This is a genomic window from Wolbachia endosymbiont of Aedes albopictus (genome assembly GCF_024804185.1).
Lineage (GTDB): Bacteria > Pseudomonadota > Alphaproteobacteria > Rickettsiales > Anaplasmataceae > Wolbachia > Wolbachia pipientis_B.
On sequence record NZ_CP101657.1, the window covers coordinates 1,156,305 to 1,173,570 of the forward strand.

At 35.5% G+C, this 17,266-nt stretch carries 19 protein-coding genes and 2 tRNA genes; 16 read left to right on the forward strand and 5 right to left on the reverse strand.

Features of this window, described 5'->3' with window-relative positions:
- Nucleotides 1–74 precede the first annotated feature (74 nt).
- The gene (locus NHG98_RS06060; protein WP_096617274.1) at nucleotides 75–2,555 is read right to left on the reverse strand and encodes an ATP-binding protein; all 2,481 of its coding nucleotides are present in this window, start codon (nucleotides 2,553–2,555) and stop codon (nucleotides 75–77) included.
- A gap of 160 nt (nucleotides 2,556–2,715) precedes the next feature.
- Here NHG98_RS06060 and hemF point away from each other — a divergent pair, with 160 nt between their 5' ends.
- The 7 genes from hemF (at nucleotide 2,716) to sucD (ending at nucleotide 7,150) form a co-directional block, all read left to right on the forward strand.
- Nucleotides 2,716–3,540, forward strand: coding sequence for an oxygen-dependent coproporphyrinogen oxidase (gene hemF, locus NHG98_RS06065; RefSeq protein WP_096617272.1), 825 nt, complete (start codon nucleotides 2,716–2,718; stop codon nucleotides 3,538–3,540).
- A gap of 106 nt (nucleotides 3,541–3,646) precedes the next feature.
- Nucleotides 3,647–3,718, forward strand: a tRNA-Glu gene (locus tag NHG98_RS06070).
- Nucleotides 3,719–3,746: 28 nt separating this feature from the next.
- Entirely contained in the window at nucleotides 3,747–4,433 is a 687-nt protein-coding gene (locus tag NHG98_RS06075) for a 16S rRNA (uracil(1498)-N(3))-methyltransferase (protein WP_096617270.1), read from the forward strand.
- Nucleotides 4,434–4,651: 218 nt separating this feature from the next.
- Nucleotides 4,652–4,725 (forward strand) — tRNA-Pro (locus NHG98_RS06080).
- 155 nt (nucleotides 4,726–4,880) lie between these two features.
- Entirely contained in the window at nucleotides 4,881–5,081 is a 201-nt protein-coding gene (gene rpsU, locus NHG98_RS06085; protein WP_096617268.1) for a 30S ribosomal protein S21, read from the forward strand.
- A 29-nt stretch (nucleotides 5,082–5,110) separates the two neighbouring features.
- Entirely contained in the window at nucleotides 5,111–6,262 is a 1,152-nt protein-coding gene (gene sucC / locus NHG98_RS06090; RefSeq protein WP_096617266.1) for an ADP-forming succinate--CoA ligase subunit beta, read from the forward strand.
- A 3-nt stretch (nucleotides 6,263–6,265) separates the two neighbouring features.
- Nucleotides 6,266–7,150 (forward strand): succinate--CoA ligase subunit alpha, encoded by an 885-nt coding sequence (gene sucD, locus NHG98_RS06095; protein WP_096617264.1) that lies wholly within the window; start codon nucleotides 6,266–6,268, stop codon nucleotides 7,148–7,150.
- On the opposite strand, the gene NHG98_RS06100 is transcribed toward sucD, so the two are convergent.
- The 3 genes from NHG98_RS06100 to NHG98_RS06110 form a co-directional block, all read right to left on the reverse strand.
- Nucleotides 7,142–7,321, reverse strand: coding sequence for a hypothetical protein (locus tag NHG98_RS06100; RefSeq protein WP_259245399.1), 180 nt, complete (start codon nucleotides 7,319–7,321; stop codon nucleotides 7,142–7,144). The genes sucD and NHG98_RS06100 overlap by 9 nt on opposite strands.
- A 610-nt stretch (nucleotides 7,322–7,931) precedes the next feature.
- Nucleotides 7,932–8,720 (reverse strand): diaminopimelate epimerase, encoded by a 789-nt coding sequence (gene dapF, locus NHG98_RS06105; protein WP_259245588.1) that lies wholly within the window; start codon nucleotides 8,718–8,720, stop codon nucleotides 7,932–7,934.
- Nucleotides 8,701–9,288, reverse strand: a complete 588-nt coding sequence (locus tag NHG98_RS06110; protein WP_096617937.1) for a nitroreductase family protein — start codon at nucleotides 9,286–9,288, stop codon at nucleotides 8,701–8,703. The genes dapF and NHG98_RS06110 overlap by 20 nt, the downstream gene beginning before the upstream one ends.
- Nucleotides 9,289–9,373: 85 nt before the next feature.
- Here NHG98_RS06110 and NHG98_RS06115 point away from each other — a divergent pair, with 85 nt between their 5' ends.
- Together NHG98_RS06115 and NHG98_RS06120 are read left to right on the forward strand one after the other, a co-directional pair.
- Nucleotides 9,374–9,901, forward strand: a complete 528-nt coding sequence (locus NHG98_RS06115; RefSeq protein WP_096617939.1) for a biotin transporter BioY — start codon at nucleotides 9,374–9,376, stop codon at nucleotides 9,899–9,901.
- Entirely contained in the window at nucleotides 9,898–10,308 is a 411-nt protein-coding gene (locus NHG98_RS06120) for a DUF1284 domain-containing protein (protein WP_096617941.1), read from the forward strand. The genes NHG98_RS06115 and NHG98_RS06120 overlap by 4 nt, the downstream gene beginning before the upstream one ends.
- A gap of 529 nt (nucleotides 10,309–10,837) precedes the next feature.
- Here the strand turns inward: NHG98_RS06120 and NHG98_RS06125 are convergent.
- On the reverse strand, nucleotides 10,838–11,062 hold the full coding sequence (locus NHG98_RS06125) for a hypothetical protein (protein WP_259245401.1): 225 nt from the start codon (nucleotides 11,060–11,062) through the stop codon (nucleotides 10,838–10,840).
- Nucleotides 11,063–11,165: 103 nt separating this feature from the next.
- Between NHG98_RS06125 and NHG98_RS06130 the strand changes: the two genes are divergently transcribed.
- From NHG98_RS06130 to NHG98_RS06160, 7 genes are all read left to right on the forward strand, one after another.
- Nucleotides 11,166–12,344: an aspartate aminotransferase family protein gene (locus tag NHG98_RS06130; RefSeq protein ID WP_096560691.1), complete on the forward strand. Its 1,179-nt coding sequence runs from the start codon at nucleotides 11,166–11,168 to the stop codon at nucleotides 12,342–12,344.
- A gap of 88 nt (nucleotides 12,345–12,432) precedes the next feature.
- Nucleotides 12,433–13,716 (forward strand): HlyC/CorC family transporter, encoded by a 1,284-nt coding sequence (locus NHG98_RS06135; RefSeq protein ID WP_096560690.1) that lies wholly within the window; start codon nucleotides 12,433–12,435, stop codon nucleotides 13,714–13,716.
- A 13-nt stretch (nucleotides 13,717–13,729) separates the two neighbouring features.
- Nucleotides 13,730–13,996, forward strand: coding sequence for a DUF2312 domain-containing protein (locus NHG98_RS06140; RefSeq protein ID WP_010082293.1), 267 nt, complete (start codon nucleotides 13,730–13,732; stop codon nucleotides 13,994–13,996).
- Nucleotides 13,989–14,654: a UbiX family flavin prenyltransferase gene (locus tag NHG98_RS06145; protein ID WP_259245402.1), complete on the forward strand. Its 666-nt coding sequence runs from the start codon at nucleotides 13,989–13,991 to the stop codon at nucleotides 14,652–14,654. Before NHG98_RS06140 ends, NHG98_RS06145 begins: the two co-directional genes overlap by 8 nt.
- Entirely contained in the window at nucleotides 14,638–15,516 is an 879-nt protein-coding gene (gene folD / locus NHG98_RS06150; protein ID WP_096560689.1) for a bifunctional methylenetetrahydrofolate dehydrogenase/methenyltetrahydrofolate cyclohydrolase FolD, read from the forward strand. Before NHG98_RS06145 ends, folD begins: the two co-directional genes overlap by 17 nt.
- Nucleotides 15,517–15,814: 298 nt before the next feature.
- Nucleotides 15,815–16,459, forward strand: coding sequence for an alpha/beta hydrolase (locus NHG98_RS06155; protein WP_096560692.1), 645 nt, complete (start codon nucleotides 15,815–15,817; stop codon nucleotides 16,457–16,459).
- 5 nt (nucleotides 16,460–16,464) lie between these two features.
- The gene (locus tag NHG98_RS06160) at nucleotides 16,465–17,265 is read left to right on the forward strand and encodes an SDR family oxidoreductase (RefSeq protein ID WP_096560688.1); all 801 of its coding nucleotides are present in this window, start codon (nucleotides 16,465–16,467) and stop codon (nucleotides 17,263–17,265) included.
- The last annotated feature ends 1 nt before the right edge of the window (nucleotide 17,266 follow it).

Sequence of the window (17,266 nt, forward strand, 5' to 3'; positions counted from 1 at the left end):
ATAAAATAATTCTATTGTATATATGCAAGAAACTTTTGCATTAGAAAATTTTTTTGTTGCTAATCACACTAAAATTAGACTGTCTTTTTTGCTTTGTGTAACACACTTTGAACCTTGTTTCCTAACTCATTCAGAGTGAATGGTTTTGGCAAAAAGTGAAAATCTTCTATATTGATGTCATCACTCTTTAAAAAAGCATCTTCTGCATACCCAGAAATAAAAATAACGTTGATATTTGGCCTATGGATCAATGCTTCTTTAACTATTTCTGGGCCGCTCACCTCTGGCATGATTACATCAGTGATTATCAGATCTATATGTTGATTTTTTTTACTGATTATTTCTAGCGCCTCGCTGCCTATGCTCGCTTCTATTACATCAAATCCTTTTCTTTTGAGTGCTTTAGCAATGAATTCCTTTACTGAATTTTCATCTTCAATCAATAAAATTATACCATTACCTTTAATTTCACTTACTACCGGTCTTTCTATTTCTTCACTATCTTCCTCTATCAGATTTTCATCTGATATGTAAACCATGGGCAAAAATATACTAAATTTAGTTCCATGATTTACTTTGCTAGCAACATAGATGTATCCTTCAGTTTGTTTAATAATGCCATATACAGTAGAAAGGCCAAGACCTGTACCAGAGGTAATATCTTTGGTAGAAAAAAATGGGTCAAATGCCTTTTCAATTGTATCACTTGTCATTCCACATCCAGTATCAATTACTTCAATTACAACATAATTTCCATGTTCGATCGTTTCCTTGTCTGGAGAAAACATGTCCTGGGATGTAGAATTTAATGAGTCAATCTTTTGATTAAAGGTTCGTATAGTTAATTCTCCGCCCTTTTCCATAGCAGCACTAGCATTGACTGCTAAGTTAAGTATAACTTGCTCTAATTGCCCTTGATCAGCCCTAACAGCACCCAAGTCTCTACCATAATAAATATTAAACTTTATATTTTCACCTATTAATCTTTTTATCATTTCATAAAGATTAGCTATAGTACTATTTACATCAATAATTTTTGGCTGCAAGGTCTGTCTTCTTGAAAAAGCAAGCAATTGTCTTACTAAATTTGATCCACGCTTTGCATTTTGCTGTATCTGTATTATATCTCCAAAAGATGGATCACCAGCTGAATGTTGGAGTAAAAGCAAATCGCAAAATCCTATTATCCCAGTCAATATATTGTTGAAATCATGCGCAATACCACCTGCTAACTGCCCTATAGCTTGCATCTTTTGATAATGCTCAAGCTTTATCTCTAGGTTTTTGTGTTCAGTATTGTCAATAAAATAACAAAGTATGAAGATCATTTTATTATGAAGAAATTTATTGAAATATATTTTTATGTTATTATCGCCGTTGAGCTGTACATCAAAGGACGCATTATTTATTCTATTACTCGAAAAATATTCACGTATTTTCACATGATAACTATCTAATATCAATGTAAAGATTGAATTATTATCTGACCCTGCAAGCTTTATTAGTGCCGTATTTTTCTTTACAAAGTTGCCGTTTATGTCACATTGTGCAATAGCAATCGATGAATTTGCAAAATAAGGATGTAATTGATAATCAACAATATTTGATTCGGTTGGTGTTATAAAGCCATATATATAGCTATGGTTGTATTTATCACAAAATATAGCAGTGCTCATATAAGCCTTGAATGGAGTACCACTTATAGTAAAAAACAAAATTTCATTATCGGTTGTTGTATTGTTATATTTAGATTGAGATATAAAATCACTGATTGAGCTACCTTTTTCCAGTTTTTTCAGTTCAAATATGTCTAAAAATCTTTTATTTACAGATAAAATCACCCCTTTGGCATTTGCAATGTAAGTTCCTATACTGTGTTTTTCTATTAACTCTTCATATATCTGCTCCTTGTTTATCTGTGTTGCTTTTAACACAAAATACCCATCTGGCCTTGCTATTGGCACTAATAATAAATTTAAAATCTTATTACTATTTATAGCAATTTGAGGATTATCTGGTATCGGCTCAAAGAGCAAAAGAAAGTTAGATACTCTATTCTTCTTGTTTAAGGAAATGCATATCTGTACAGAAGAGTTATTTTTTAGTGCATGATAGAGTACTTTTTTGTCTTCTTCTGAAACATCTCCTATTTCAAAAATCTTGCCTAAAGTAATGTCATCATCTATATGATCTTTAAACCTTTCATAGAACCTTGCATCAGCATAAATAATACCCTTATCTCTATGTAAAATAAGGCAAAATTCTGTATTATGATTTAGTGCATTTGCAAATATTGCATTTTGAAATTCTATGGTATTAAGTAGGTGTCTGTAGCGTTTTACATTATATATCATAAAGAGAGTTGTTAGAATACTAACTAATAAATTAATCTCTATATTAATATGCTGACTATATATATCAAAAAAGTAGAGTATCGATATTGCTACTGGAGGTAAGAGCATAATAACTGCCATCACAACAATTGACATTCCATAATTTCTTAGTATGAAGTCAACCCTGTTCTCTTTTTTGTTATCTATGTATCTTTTACTCATTATTGTTACTTGGCATCGTTGCACATACGAAAATGTTTTATTATATTGATTTAATTATTATAGATTTATTAACGTCTTTGATAGATAATTATCATCCAAATCTAGTTAAGTTCCTTAAATATCAGATATAACAATGTTAATAATCTAGCGAGAGGATATTATGGAAAAACAAAGAACACAAGCATTTGAGTGGTTCTGTGCACTAAGAGATAAGATTATAGAATCTTTCTTATTAATTGAAAAACAATCATCCGCAGAGCCAAAGATCGAAAAAAGAAAGTGGGATCGCCCAGGTGGTGGAGGTGGTGAATCTACAATTATTTTTGGCAATGTTTTTGAAAAAGTTGGAGTAAACGTTTCAAAAGTACACGGAAAATTTGCAGATTCAGCCATTAATGAAATTCCTGGTGCAAGTGAAAGTAACGGAGAGTTTTGGGCAAGCGGTATATCTTTGGTGTCTCATATGCAATCGCCCCTTATCCCTGCAGCACATATGAACACAAGGCTGATATATACTTCAAAACAATGGTTTGGTGGAGGGATGGATTTTACGCCGGTATATAAAAATGAAGAAGATTGCAAGTATATTCATGAATCAATCAAAATGACATGTGATAGATTTGACACCGGATATTATCCAAAATTTAAAGAGCAATGTGACAACTATTTTTTCTTACCACATAGAAAAGAGCCGCGTGGCATTGGTGGTATTTTCTATGATAATCTGAGTTCTGGCAATTGGAGAAATGATTTTGAGTTCACAAAGGCAGTAGGTGAAGCCTTTTTGGAAATTTATTTGCACATCATACGTAAACATATACAAAAATCTTGGACAAAAGAACAACGAGAAAATCAATTAATAAAACGTGGCAGATATGTAGAATTCAATCTGTTATACGATCGTGGCACAAGGTTTGGTTTAATGACTGACGGCAATCCAGATGCAATTATGATGTCAATGCCACCACTTGTTAAGTGGTTATAGATCACTCTTATATCACAAATTGGGATTTCACAAAAACTGCTTGTGTCATAAAACAATTGAATTGACTTTATGTGCATAATCAATATAACTTGAGTTAATTCGCATTGACTCTTTCGTCTAGTGGTTAGGACACCACCCTTTCACGGTGGTAACACGGGTTCAAATCCCGTAAGAGTCACTCAAGTAGAATATAATTAAAGTTTTGAATGGGAAAAATTAGGCTTTATTTTGAAGAAGCTTTATCACAAGGCGTGAGTTTAGCACTTAATCCACAACAAAGTCACTATATTTGCAATGTAATGCGGCTTAAGAAGTATGATAATCTCTCTCTTTTTAATGGAAAGGATGGAGAATGGTTAGGAGAAGTAGTTAATATATCGCGTAAATTAACAAAAATTACACTCAAAGAATGTACTAAACAACAGCAATATGAGGAAAATTTATACTTATATTGTGCCATGGTAAAAAGTGGTGCTTTAGGCAACATAGTAAGACAGGCAACTGAAATGGGAGTAACCTGCATTCAATTTATTTCAACGGAACGTACAGTAGTAAAAAACATTAACCTAAGTAGAGCAAAATTACAGGCAATCGAAGCTGCGGAACAATCTGGTAGGATGAGTATACCAGAGATTTTGCCTCCTATTAACTTTTGTGAGTTACCTGATTCCCAGAGTAAAAATTTTGTTTTATGTGATGAAACAGGTAAAGCTGATAAAGTGCTGAAAGGTAAGAAAAATGTTGCTATTATTGTTGGTCCTGAAGGTGGTTTTTCATCTTATGAACTTGATCTTGCCGATAAGTTTTGCCAAAAATTGAGTCTAGGAAAAAGAATTTTAAGGGTCGATACTGCTGTGGTTGCTGCACTAACTCTCACCAGTTGGTGTAGCTAGATTTTTAAATATGGTTAAGGTTTGGGCCATAGAAAAATCTGATTCAGTGTTGCACGCGCTAACTGTACAAACTCTACCTGCGAAGCAGTTTGCTACTAAAGAGGAGTTAATAAAAAACATATTCTAAAATAATATTAAATCTCATATTATGTTTTTTCTAAAATAAACAAATGAATCTTGCATTTTACCTGAATTATTGATAACCTGAGTAAAGAAGTCGGGGCGTAGCGCAGCCTGGTAGCGCATTTGGTTTGGGACCAAAGGGTCGGGAGTTCAAATCTCTCCGCCCCGATGTTAGCAGAAGTTTTAACGCTTTTAACAGTTAGAGCTTTTAAAGGCATTTCGTTCATATTGCAGTTTAATGCTCAAGTTTATAAAATAATTGACAATGTTAATTTTCTAATTTATAAATAAATTTTGAAATGATTACCGAAGGAGGTATAGAGTTTGATTGAAGTATCAGTCCATTATGGTGATGTAGACAGAGCTCTTCCAGTATTGAAAAAAACAATTCAAAAGGAAGGAAGAGGGTTGAAAATGAAAAAACAATATCATGAAAAAAAATCAGAAAAAACAGCTAAAAAGAAAGCTGAAGCGAGAAAAAAGAGGCACCAGCAAGAATGCAGAAGGCAGCGTTACGGTTGGTAATTTTTTAATAGTTTATCATTGGTTGTTTTATGAATATTCACGAATATCAAGCAAAAGAGATTTTGCATAAATTTAATGTTCCGGTGCCAAAAGGTTTTGTCACTATATCTGCAGAAGGAGTAAAGACTCAAGTAAGCCAATTAAAATCTGACATGTTTGTGGTTAAAGCTCAAATTCATGCAGGTGGTAGGGGTAAGGCCGGTGGCGTAAAGCTAGCAAAGTCAGCTGAAGAAGCTCAACAGTTTGTAAAAGACATGATTGGTATGACTTTAGTTACTCATCAAACAGGGCCAAGCGGGCAGCAAGTAAGAAAAGTATATGTTGAAGAAGGCTCAAGCATTAAGAAAGAGTATTACTTAAGCCTGGTAATCGACCCGAAGCTCAGTAGGCCAATATTCATATTTTCCTCAGAAGGTGGAATGGACATCGAAGAAGTGGCGAAAAATTCTCCTGCAAAAATTGTGAAATTTGATATTGATTCTGCTACAAGTTTTGATAGCAGCAAATTAAGCAGCAGTTTTAATTTGAGTCCAGAACAAATAGAAAAAATAACAAATGTTGCAAAAAATATATATGATGCGTTTATTGCAACTGACGCGAGCCAAATTGAAATTAATCCACTGGTTGAAACAAATTCTGGAGATTTTATTGCGCTCGATGCGAAAATTAATTTCGATGACAATGCTTTATATCGTCACCCAGAAATTATGGAACTTCGTGATTATGATGAAGAAGTGAAAGAAGAGATAGAGGCTTCAAAGTATGGGCTCAGTTACATCAAAATGGATGGCAGTATTGGTTGCATGGTAAATGGTGCAGGTCTTGCTATGGCAACAATGGATATAATAAAATACTACGGAGCAGAGCCTGCTAACTTTTTGGATGTTGGTGGTGGAGCGAGTAAAGAAACTGTAACTGAAGCATTTAAAATCATATTGTCTGATAGCAACGTAAGAGGAATTTTGGTTAACATATTTGGTGGTATAATGCGTTGCGATATTATTGCAAGTGGAATTGTTGCGGCTGCAAAAGAAATGAGCATTAAAGTTCCTCTAGTGGTTAGATTATCAGGTACTAATTTTGAAGAAGGAAAAAAAATTTTAGAAGAGTCGGGATTAAATATTATTGTTGCAGATGAGCTAGATGAAGCTGCGCAAAAGATAGTAAAAGAGGTAAAGTAAAGCATGTCCGTTTTAGTAAATAAAGATACAAGATTAATATGCCAGGGTTTTACTGGTGCACAAGGTACGTTTCATTCAGAGCAAGCTATTGACTACGGGACGAAAATGGTTGGCGGTGTAACTCCTGGAAAGGGTGATAGCACTCACCTTAATTTACCGGTTTTTAATACTGTAGCAGAAGCTAGAGAAAAAACTGATGCGAATGCTACGGTAATATATGTACCTGCTAAATTTGCTGCTGCTGCAATACTTGAAGCAATAGATGCAAAAATAGAATTGATAGTTTGTATTACAGAGGGCATTCCTATACTTGATATGGTGAAAGTTAAGCGCGCGCTTGTTGACTCAAAAAGTCGATTGGTTGGTCCCAACTGCCCGGGAATTATTACGCCTGAAGAGTGCAAAATAGGAATTATGCCTGGCCATATCCATAAGCGTGGACACATAGGAATTATGTCTCGCTCCGGAACTTTAACTTACGAGGCAGTAGCACAAACAACCGCTGTTGGTCTTGGTCAATCCACGTGTATCGGAATTGGGGGGGATCCAGTTCATGGTATGACATTTGTCGACTGTATGGAGCTCTTTTTAAAAGATGACGATACTCATGGTATTGTAGTTATTGGTGAAATAGGTGGAAACGAAGAAGAAGATGTATCACATTTTGTGAAAACAGAAAAAACTAAAAAGCCAATCGTTGGTTTTGTAGCAGGTCAAACAGCACCTCCAGGAAGACGTATGGGACACGCTGGAGCAATCATCTCTTCCAGTGGTGGAAGTGCTGGTGCAAAACTAGAAATTATGCAGAGCGCTGGAATTGCAATTGCAGAGACTCCTGCGGTGATTGGTAAAAAAGTTTTGGAAGTAATGCATCAGTTCCTAACCTAAAACGCAACTGTACGAACGTTGTGATTTGAGGAGCAATTCCCACCAGTAGGGTGTCATCCGAGTAGCTTGACTACTTGGATCCAGGAAAAAGAATGATGTCATGTAAGTACCCCCTATGATGTCATTCCAGTCTGGAATCCAGCTTTTGATCGAAAATGTTGTATAGTACATAATCAATTTTTCTGGATCCCAGACTGGGATGGCACCCTACTTAACCGTCATACTGCCGCGAACCGTCATTCCGCCGCGGTATCTCTTAGCCGCTAACACGTAGCGGGATGACGAATTGCTTAACCTTCATGCCACCGCGAACCGTCATTCCGCCGCGGCGCTAACAAGAGATCCCGCTGCGGGATGAAGGCAATCCTACGTCATACCGTGATTTATTCACGGTATCTCATCCGCTAACAAGAGATCCCGCTAACACGTAACGGAATGACGGTTGTCGTTTAGCTATAAATGTTTAAGAAATTTACCAAACGAAAAAAAAGGCAAAAGAAGCCCCGTGGTGCGAGTTTTGACTCTATATTACTGTAAGTGGCGCTGTAATAATGTGCTGACGCTTAGTTTAAGCGCGATTTGGCTGAATATAGAAAAAATAAAAAAGACATGCAGCCGCTATAATTTTATGTAATCCGCCAATAAATACCCTGAGTTTTTTACTGAATTTTGTCATTGAGCCTGCAGGTCAAAAACAAGTTTTGAGTCATAAATACCCTTAACATTATAATAAGGGGGCTGGCGGAGTTTGTCAAGTAGTTTTGCATTGTAAAAACAATTATCACAAAAATCCTATATCACCAGTCATGAATACGTTATTTGCCCATTCGATTAATAACCTACCTCCTGGTAAATCTACTGAAGTCTGTTGGGCAGTCAGATATCCACGTAGTGTGGATGCAACAAGTGCTGCACAGGCTGCACTACCGCATGATGCAGTAATGCCTGTACCTCTTTCCCAAACTCTTAAAGCTATTTCTCCAGACTTTTCAACTTGTGCAATACTAATATTAATTTTCTGAGGAAATAGTACGTGATTTTCTAGCTTTGGTCCTAAATTTCGCAATGGTATTTCACTTATGTTATCAACAAAAAAAACTATATGAGGGTTACCAATATTTACTGCAACAGGATCTTTTAGCATTTCAAGCTCTATAGGTAAGTGAAGAGTGTCACACTCAGTAGACAAGGGAATTTCATGCCAATTTAGCAAAGGTTTACCCATGTTAACCTTTATGGATTTATCACCAACTTTAAAACACTCTAAAATGCGTTTGTTTACCAGCTCAATAGTGATATGCTCAGTACCTTTTTCTGACATTATCAAATATCCAACACAGCGTGCTGCGTTTCCGCACATTTCAGCTCGACTACCATCAGCATTATAGATATGTATAAAGCAGTTTGCAGCATTAGACATTGTTATAATTATCACTTGATCACAACTGCTTTGATCAGCAATTTGTCTATAGTTCCAGTCTAAATTGTTTGTTGAACGTGAGTCTATGATAACAAAATTATTGCCAGTACCGTGCATCTTGATAAAATTTTTAGGACCTTGGCCACTCATCATAAAAAAATATTTTTTCTATTGGTCTTCTTTTTTTCTTACTTATTTCGGCGCCCTCTTCTTCGTAACCAACCGCTATCACTGACATTACATTAAAATCATCGGATATGTTGAATCTTTCTACTATTTTATCTCTATCAAATCCACCCATTTGATGAGCTATTAAATTCACAGATGCAGCCTGTAGCATAAGAGCATAATTTGCTGCACCAGTATCATGACTAGCCCAAAGATTTTCTCCTTTACCTTGTTTACGGAAGTTTTTAGCACCTAAAGATATAATTAACACTTGTGCATCTTTTGCCCATTTTTGATTAGATTCATCAAGACAATTTAGCAGCTTTTTCCATGCGCTTTGATTGTTCTGTTTGTTGCATATCACATATCTCCAAGGTTCATCACCAAAACATGAGGGAGTCAGCCTTACAGCTTCCATTAAAATATCCATGTCTTCCTGAGATATTGCTCTTGTAGTATCGTATGAACGTCCGCTGTGTCTTGCTTTCATCAACAATAATAGATCTTGTTTACTCATCATTTTTAATTTAATAGTGCATAAATAATTCATTGTAGCACAATATGAGCAAAATTTAAATTGCAAAACCTCTTATACACATATATTATATTTAATAAGTTATTTTTATTGGGAAGGTATGTTTATAACACAATCTAGCAGCAGATCAACACTGGCTGAAATATTGTCTTGCGTTTTACTTTTATTCTTGATGGCTCAAATAAGCGTACCATTGCAGCCTGTGCCTATCACATTGCAAACTTTAGGAGTAATGCTTATTGGGCTTAAATTTAACCACAGAACAGCATTCTATTCTGTGCTTACATATCTATCACTTGGTGCAGAAGGATTTCCTGTTTTTGCGAATTTTTCTGGTGGTTATCACATTTTTCTCGGACCGACAGGTGGATATTTAATTGGTTGTTTAGCTGCTGTTATGGTAATGAGCAAAGTAAATGAATTACTGAACTCTAAATATAAATCATTTGTGTGTAATTCTTTAAGTTGTCTGGCTGGTACAGTTGTAATCTTTATTTGTGGTGTTAGTTGGCTTGCTGTTTACTTGGGTCTGGAACAAGCAATAATGGTGGGTGTTTTACCATTTATCCTTCCTGGTTTGGTAAAAATTTTTCTACTTGTAGCAGCTTTGCAATATTTGAAAAAATGATAAAATTCCGCCCTCATCATTTCATGTGCACCCTCGCGTTTCGGGGATATGGTTATTCTCAGGGTTTTGTAGAAAATTATAAAAAGATAGCAAGCAAAGTAATTAGTGATCCTAACACTCAAATCGAAGTAGTAGGCAACCTTGATAGTATCTGTAGTGCTTGTCCAAATCAGACTAAACAAGGTAAATGCACCTCACAAGCTAAAGTTTTAGAGCTAGATAGAAGGCATATGGGAATTTTAGGAATAAAAATTGGCGAGACTTTAACTTGGAATGAAGCGGTAAAAAAGATTAGAGAGAAAATGTCTTTAAAGGAATTTAATTACGCATGTGAGGAGTGCAACTGGCAGCCATATGGAATATGTAAAAATGCCCTTTTAAATTGTCATTCCTATAAAGATAGTTGACAAAATGTTAAGATAAATTGAAGCATTTTTGTGGAAATAGACTTCTTGCACTACTCCCCAAGTCACAACTGTCATTCAGTAGAAACAAAAAAACTTGCTTGACAAACTCCGCCAGCCCCCTTATTATGATAATAAGGGTATTTGTGACTCAAAACTTGTTCTTGACCTGCAGGCTCAATGACAAAATTCAGTAAAAAACTCAGAGTATTTATTGGCGGATTACATAAAATTATAGCGGCTGCATGTCTTTTTTATTTTTTCTACATTCAGCCAAATCGCGCTTATTTTAAGCGTTAGCACATTATTACAGCGCCACTTACAGTAATATAGAGTCAAAACTCGCTACTCGGGGCTTCTTTTGCCTTTTTTTTGTTTGGTAAATTTCTTAATGTTTGTAGCTAAACGACAACCGTCATCCTGCTACTTGTTAGCGGCTAAGAGATACCGCGAATGAATTGCGGTATGACGGCTCGCGGTGGAATGACGGTTAAGCAATTCGTCATCCCGCAGCGGGATCTCTTGTTAGCGGCTAAGAGATACCGCGAATGAATCGCGGTATGACGGTCTGTTGCGTGTTAGCGGATGAGATACCGCGAATGAATCGCGGTATGACGGTTAAGTAGGGTGTCATTCCAGTCTGGAATCTAGTTCTTATTGTACATTTACTTGGTAAGTTTCCTGGATCCAAGTAGTCTGGGCACTGCCCACTGGTGGCCCAAACTACAACGTTCGTAATGACAGAGAGGGTTTGCATTAGCCAAATTTTTAGTTGAGGTAGCATAACAGGTTAAAGGAAAAGCTTTGTGTTAATGGATTCATTTCAGGTATAATACAGATAATACCACAATACTTATAAAATGGATCATGTTGTTAATGCATATAATAGACTTGACATTCCTATAGTCAGGGGAGAAGTGGCATATCTTTTTGATAAAGATGGTAAAAAATATTTAGATTTTGCTGCAGGTATTTCTACAACTTCTTTAGGGCATTGTCATCCATATATTACAGACAAACTGAAAGAGCAATTGAGCTCACTATGGCACTGCTCTAACATTTTCACTATTCCCGAGCAAGAAAGGCTTGCTGAACGTTTAACAACCCTTACTTTTGCAGATAAAGTTTTTTTCTGCTCAAGTGGGCTTGAAGCAACAGAAGCTGCAATCAAGTTTATTCGTCGTTACTTTTATTCAAAAGGGCAAGCAAAACGTAATCGTATTATTACAATTGAAGGAGGCTTTCATGGCCGCAGTATTGCTGCAATTTCTGCTGGAGGCAGTGAAAAATCACGCGAAGGTTTTGCTCCGCTTCTTTCTGGTTTTGATAAAGTGCCAAGAAATGACATTAAAGCATTAGAAGAAAAAATCAATAATGAAACAGCTGCTGTGTTTCTAGAGCCCATACAAAGCGAAGGTGGGGTATATCCACTAGACGTAGAATATCTTCAAAAAGTAAGGAAAATAACAAAAGCTCAAGGGATAATTTTGTGCTTTGATGAAGTGCAATGCGGATATGGACGCATCGGTTCTTTATTTTATTATCAAAATGTCGGCATTGAACCTGATATGCTAACCTGTGCAAAAGCTATGGGTAACGGTTTTCCTCTAGCTGCATGTTTAGTAAAAGATTACATAGCAGAAGCAATCACTCCAGGAACTCATGGATCAACCTATGGTGGCAATCCACTTGCCATGACTGTTGGTAATGCGGTACTCGATATAATGCTAAAAGAAGGCTTTTTTGATCATGTTAAAAGAATTAGTAAATATTTAAAAGAAAAGCTGTTGCCTTTGGCTAAAGAATTTCCTGAGATGATTTCAGAAGTTCGTGGAGAAGGGTTACTAATGGGAATAGAACTAGCAACTCCTGTAGCTGATAAAGTTATTAGTCGATCTCTTGATAAAGGTTTAATAATAACTAGGGTTTCAAACAACAAAGTAGTAAGGATAACCCCACCACTTATCATTGAGGATGAGCATGTGAATGCGGCGTGTAATATGCTTTATGATTTATTTTTTAAGATTAAAGATATATAAAATTCGGCAATATAAGTTCAGGCTTGCAAATGCCTTCCATAACATGTAAAATTAATTTTGTTTTTTATCACAATAACATCGTACTTTAATGGATTGGTTATTGGTCTTAGTATTATCAGCAATTTTTATTTTGTTAATTTTATCGTTTTTGTTTTCAGGAGCAGAAATAGGCTTAACCTCAATTAGCCGTTCTCGAGTTAATAAGCTAAAATTAGACGGTAACAAAAAAGCCAGGATAATAGACCGCTTATTAAATAGGAAAGAATTAACAATAGGAACGGTATTGCTCGGCAATACAATTATTAATATTACTTGCTCTGCTTTATTTACAGCAATATTTATCAATCTTTTTGGAAATGAGGGCATTCTCCTATCAACAATTATAATAACATTTTGTATTTTATTGTTCTGCGAAGTTCTACCAAAAACTTATGCTATTCAAAATCCTGAAAAATTTGCATCATTTTCTGCTTATTTTGTATTGTTTTTTGTAAAGATTTTTTCTCCATTGACGCTAGGTATTCAATTTATTGTTAACCTCATCCTGAAATTATGTGGGCTGCATAAAGATAAGGAAGTAATATCTGCAGCGGATGCAATGCGTAATATGATTACTTTTCACCGCAGTGAAGGAACTATGTTACAACAGGATTTAGATATGCTAAGCAGCATACTTGATTTGGCTGAGACAGAGATATCGCAAATTATGACCCATAGAAGAAATTTATTTTCTCTTGATATAAATCGAAGTAAAGAAGAGTTAATAAGGGAAATTTTAACTAGCAGTCATAGTAGGATACCTTTATGGCAAAAAGAACCAGATGATATTATCGGTGTAATTCACGTGAAGGGTCTAATAAATGCTCTGCGTGAAAAGAATAATAAAGCGGAAGAAGTTGACATTACCCAAGTTATGTCAAAGCCTTGGTTCATACCAGAAAGTACGCCGCTTAGTGTACAACTTCACAATTTCCGTAAGAATAGGAAACACTTTGCACTTGTTGTTGATGAATATGGAGCATTGCAAGGAATTGTAACTCTTGGGGATATATTAGAAGAAATAGTTGGAGAAATTTCCGATGAGCATGATTTGATTACGGAGAATTTTATAAAGAAGATGTCTGACAATGTGTATTGTATAGAAGGAGAATCCACGATTAGAGATATTAACAGGCAGTTACACTGGAATCTCCCTAGTGAAGAAGCTACAACTCTAGCAGGTATGATTGTGAATAAAATAGAGCGCATTCCTGACGAAGGCGAGGAGTTTTCTATGTATGGTTTTCGCTTTAAGATTTTAAAAAAAGATAAAAATATTATTGCTGTTGTTGAAGTGCAAGTAAAAACTGGTAATACTAGTAGCAGCAATTAATTAGTGGAGTTTCATGGAAGATACAGTAAAAATAACGGCTGAAGAGTTGAAGGGTTACATAGAGAGAATCGAAAAACTTGAACAAGAAAAGAGGGATGTACAAGATCACATTCGTGATGTATATGCAAAAGCCGCAGATGAAGGTTGGGATATAAAAGTGATGAAACAAATTATTAGGCTGAGGAAGATGGATGATGATGACAGAGAGGAACAGGAAATATTGCTTGATACCTATAAACGTGCATTGGGAATGAGCTACGAAGAAGAGTTAAGTGAATAGCAGAATTGTAATTGGAATAAGTGGAGCATCTGGTTCTATTTACGGTGTACGTATTTTAGAGGCGTTAAGAAATATTAATAGATCTCTTATCCCTGTCATACGAGTAGCTGACACTGGGATCCAGAGAAAAAGAAATATAGATTCCAGCGTCACGCGCTGCAAATTTGGTTATGAAACTCATTTAGTGATAAGTCGTGCTGGAAAAATAACTCTAGCTCATGAGATTAAAGAAAAACTTGAAGACATTACATCACTTGCAGATTTTTACTATTCTGAAGAAAAAATAGGAGAAAAAATAGCAAGTGGCTCATTTAAAACCTCAGGAATGATTGTAGCACCATGCTCCATGAAGACAATGTCTGAAATTGCATCAGGTGTTACTTCCAATCTATTGACAAGGGCTGCAGATGTAACGCTAAAAGAAAGAAGAAAATTAATTCTTATGGTGCGAGAGTCACCATTACATCTTGGGCATTTACAAAATATGTTAAAATTAACGGAGATGGGAGCAATAATTGCTCCACCAGTGCCTGCTTTCTATATTAAACCAAAATCGTTGGATGATATTATTAATCATTCTGTTGGCAAAGTATTGGATTTATTTGATATCAAATTACCTGACTTTAAGGAGTGGCAAGGAAGTGACAATTATTATTGATGGTAAAAAAATAGCAAACGACCTATGTGAGAGGCTATCACAAAAAATTGATATTTTAAAGAGAGAGTGTAACGTTTTTCCTTGCCTGAAAGTAATTCTCGTGGGCAGCAATCTAGCAAGTCAGGTTTATGTTCGCAACAAACAGAAAAAAGCAGAATCAGTAGGCATAAGTTCTGAGACCATTGTTTTGCCTAATAATATTTCAGAAGATGAATTGATTGAAAAAATCAATGAGTTAAATGAAGATCGATCTGTGCATGGCATTTTAGTACAGTTGCCTTTACCAAATCATATTAATGCAAGCAGAGTAATTAACGCAGTAAGTATTGAAAAAGATGTAGATGGCTTCCACGATGAAAACGTTGGTAGATTGGTGAAAGGTGAAAAAAACTGCCTTATACCTTGCACTCCTAAAGGTTCTTTGCATTTAATTAAATCAATTGAAGAGAACCTTTCCGGTAAAAACGCAGTGGTAATTGGTAGGTCAAATATCGTGGGCAAGCCAATGTTTCACCTATTGCTGCAGGAAAATTGCACTGTTACCATCTTGCACTCACAGAGCAAAGATTTAGCTGAATATTGCTCTAAAGCGGATATAGTAGTTGCAGCAGTTGGAAAGCCAAATTTTGTTCAAGCAGACTGGATAAAGAAAGGGGCAATAGTGATCGATGTTGGCATAAATAGTGTTAATGTAGGAGAGCTTGTAGGTGATGTTGACTTTGAGGGAATAAAAGGGAAAGCCAAGGCTATTACCCCAGTACCCGGAGGCGTTGGCCCAATGACAATTGCATTTCTAATGATGAACACTGTTATTGCTGCTTGCTTGCAGAAGGGAGTTGATGCTTCTAATTTCATTAGTTGAGGTATGAAGAGGAAAGCTATATGAAGATAGAATGTGCCACATCTCACAATTAATAAAAAATTGAGATTTTTGAAATTCCTCAGTAGTCAAATTTATTAAATATTTAGGATCATCATCATTCTACCTTATCCAAAGCCATTTTATACCTTTTTATCCCTTCTAGGGCAACCTTTTTTCAGTTAGCTATAGGTATAAAATAATGGAGTATGTCTCTCCATTATTCAACAGCAATCACAGTATGTTTTTACAAATTTGAAAATTAGTGTTAAATAAAAATATAAATGCAAAAGGAAAAGAAATGATTGAACTTAAAGGCCAAGAAATTTGTGCAGGCGGAAATAAGAAAAATTTGATTATTTTTTTACATGGTTGGGGCTCAAGTGGCGATAATTTCATTCACCTTGCTAAAGTTATGAGCAAGTTTTTACCCGAGTCATATTTTGTAGCACCCAATGCTCCGTTTGAAAGAGAAATAGGTGATGGTTATCAGTGGTTCAGTTTGGAAGATCGTAGTGAGGAAGCGCTATATAATGGAGTAAAAAATGCTACATCAATTGTAAATCATTTCATTGATACAAAATTAAAGGAGCTTAATTTAAAAGATACGCAACTTTCTTTAGTTGGATTTTCTCAAGGAGCAATGCTTGCAATACATACAGCTCTCACCCGCTCTCAATCATGTGCATCAGTTGTTGCATACTCTGGTAGGTTTCTTTCACCTTCAAAAACTGCACCAGAGATCAAGTCAAAACCTAACATATGTGTTATCCATGGTGATGCTGACGACGTGGTACCTTTTTCGTCTCTCGACTTAGCGGTTAAAGCTCTGAAAGAAAATGGGGTAAATGTTGAAGGGCACCCAATTCATGGATTAGGGCATATTATTAATGAAGAGGTGATGAAATTAGGAGTAGAATTTATCAAGAAGAATTTTAAAAATTAATTTTCATGCACTTGTTTTGCTTTGGTTATGGATATGTGGCTAAATTTTTATCGAAAAAACTGCTGAACTTAGGTTGGAAAGTCAGTGGCACATCAAGAAGTAAAAATATACAAAATGTAATCCTCTTTAATTATGAGAAAGTTAGTCAAGATCTGCTTAAAAGCGCAACGCACGTTTTAATTTCTATTCCTCCAGATGGTGATGATGTTATGGAGAGATATGGTGATTGCCTGCAAAATGTTAAATGGTTTGGTTATTTGTCTGCAACTAGCGTTTATGGTGATTACTCTGGTAATTGGGTGAATGAGGAATCTGAAACAAAACCTATAGAAATCAGAGGGGAAAAGCGCCTTAGATCTGAAAAGAAGTGGCTGAATAGCAAACTGCCTGTACATATTTTTCGTTTAGCTGGAATATACGGTCCTGGTAGGAACGTGTTAATTGACTTGCAGCTTGGCAAAGCAAAAAATGTGAAAAAAGAAGGGCATTTTTTTTCTCGTATTCACGTTGAAGATATATCGAACATTCTATTTTCTTCCATGCAAAGCATAAAACCTGGTGAAATATACAATTGTGCAGATGATTCACCCACTACACAATCTGAAGTGATAATGTATGCAGCCAAACTTCTCAATGTTAGTCCTCCAGAGCCAATTGAGTTACCAGATTATGCACAGAGTTTTTATTTAGGATCAAAAAAAGTAAGTAATGTTAAAATTAAAAAAGATCTTAATGTCTCTCTAATTTATCCTAACTACAAAGTGGGATTAGAGAGTTTGCACGTAAAAAAACTGAAATCACATTAGA

What these genes read in the sequence shown, in the direction of transcription:
- NHG98_RS06060 (WP_096617274.1), bottom strand. Translation starts at nt 2,555, where the DNA reads ATGAGTAAAAGATACATAGATAACAAAAAAGAGAACAGGGTTGACTTC.
- hemF (WP_096617272.1), top strand. Translation starts at nt 2,716, where the DNA reads ATGGAAAAACAAAGAACACAAGCATTTGAGTGGTTCTGTGCACTAAGA.
- NHG98_RS06075 (WP_096617270.1), top strand. Translation starts at nt 3,747, where the DNA reads ATGGGAAAAATTAGGCTTTATTTTGAAGAAGCTTTATCACAAGGCGTG.
- sucC (WP_096617266.1), top strand. Translation starts at nt 5,111, where the DNA reads ATGAATATTCACGAATATCAAGCAAAAGAGATTTTGCATAAATTTAAT.
- sucD (WP_096617264.1), top strand. Translation starts at nt 6,266, where the DNA reads ATGTCCGTTTTAGTAAATAAAGATACAAGATTAATATGCCAGGGTTTT.
- NHG98_RS06100 (WP_259245399.1), bottom strand. Translation starts at nt 7,321, where the DNA reads ATGTACTATACAACATTTTCGATCAAAAGCTGGATTCCAGACTGGAAT.
- dapF (WP_259245588.1), bottom strand. Translation starts at nt 8,720, where the DNA reads ATGAGTGGCCAAGGTCCTAAAAATTTTATCAAGATGCACGGTACTGGC.
- NHG98_RS06110 (WP_096617937.1), bottom strand. Translation starts at nt 9,288, where the DNA reads ATGAATTATTTATGCACTATTAAATTAAAAATGATGAGTAAACAAGAT.
- NHG98_RS06115 (WP_096617939.1), top strand. Translation starts at nt 9,374, where the DNA reads ATGTTTATAACACAATCTAGCAGCAGATCAACACTGGCTGAAATATTG.
- NHG98_RS06120 (WP_096617941.1), top strand. Translation starts at nt 9,898, where the DNA reads ATGATAAAATTCCGCCCTCATCATTTCATGTGCACCCTCGCGTTTCGG.
- NHG98_RS06125 (WP_259245401.1), bottom strand. Translation starts at nt 11,062, where the DNA reads ATGCAAACCCTCTCTGTCATTACGAACGTTGTAGTTTGGGCCACCAGT.
- NHG98_RS06130 (WP_096560691.1), top strand. Translation starts at nt 11,166, where the DNA reads ATGGATCATGTTGTTAATGCATATAATAGACTTGACATTCCTATAGTC.
- NHG98_RS06135 (WP_096560690.1), top strand. Translation starts at nt 12,433, where the DNA reads ATGGATTGGTTATTGGTCTTAGTATTATCAGCAATTTTTATTTTGTTA.
- NHG98_RS06140 (WP_010082293.1), top strand. Translation starts at nt 13,730, where the DNA reads ATGGAAGATACAGTAAAAATAACGGCTGAAGAGTTGAAGGGTTACATA.
- NHG98_RS06155 (WP_096560692.1), top strand. Translation starts at nt 15,815, where the DNA reads ATGATTGAACTTAAAGGCCAAGAAATTTGTGCAGGCGGAAATAAGAAA.
- NHG98_RS06160 (WP_096560688.1), top strand. Translation starts at nt 16,465, where the DNA reads ATGCACTTGTTTTGCTTTGGTTATGGATATGTGGCTAAATTTTTATCG.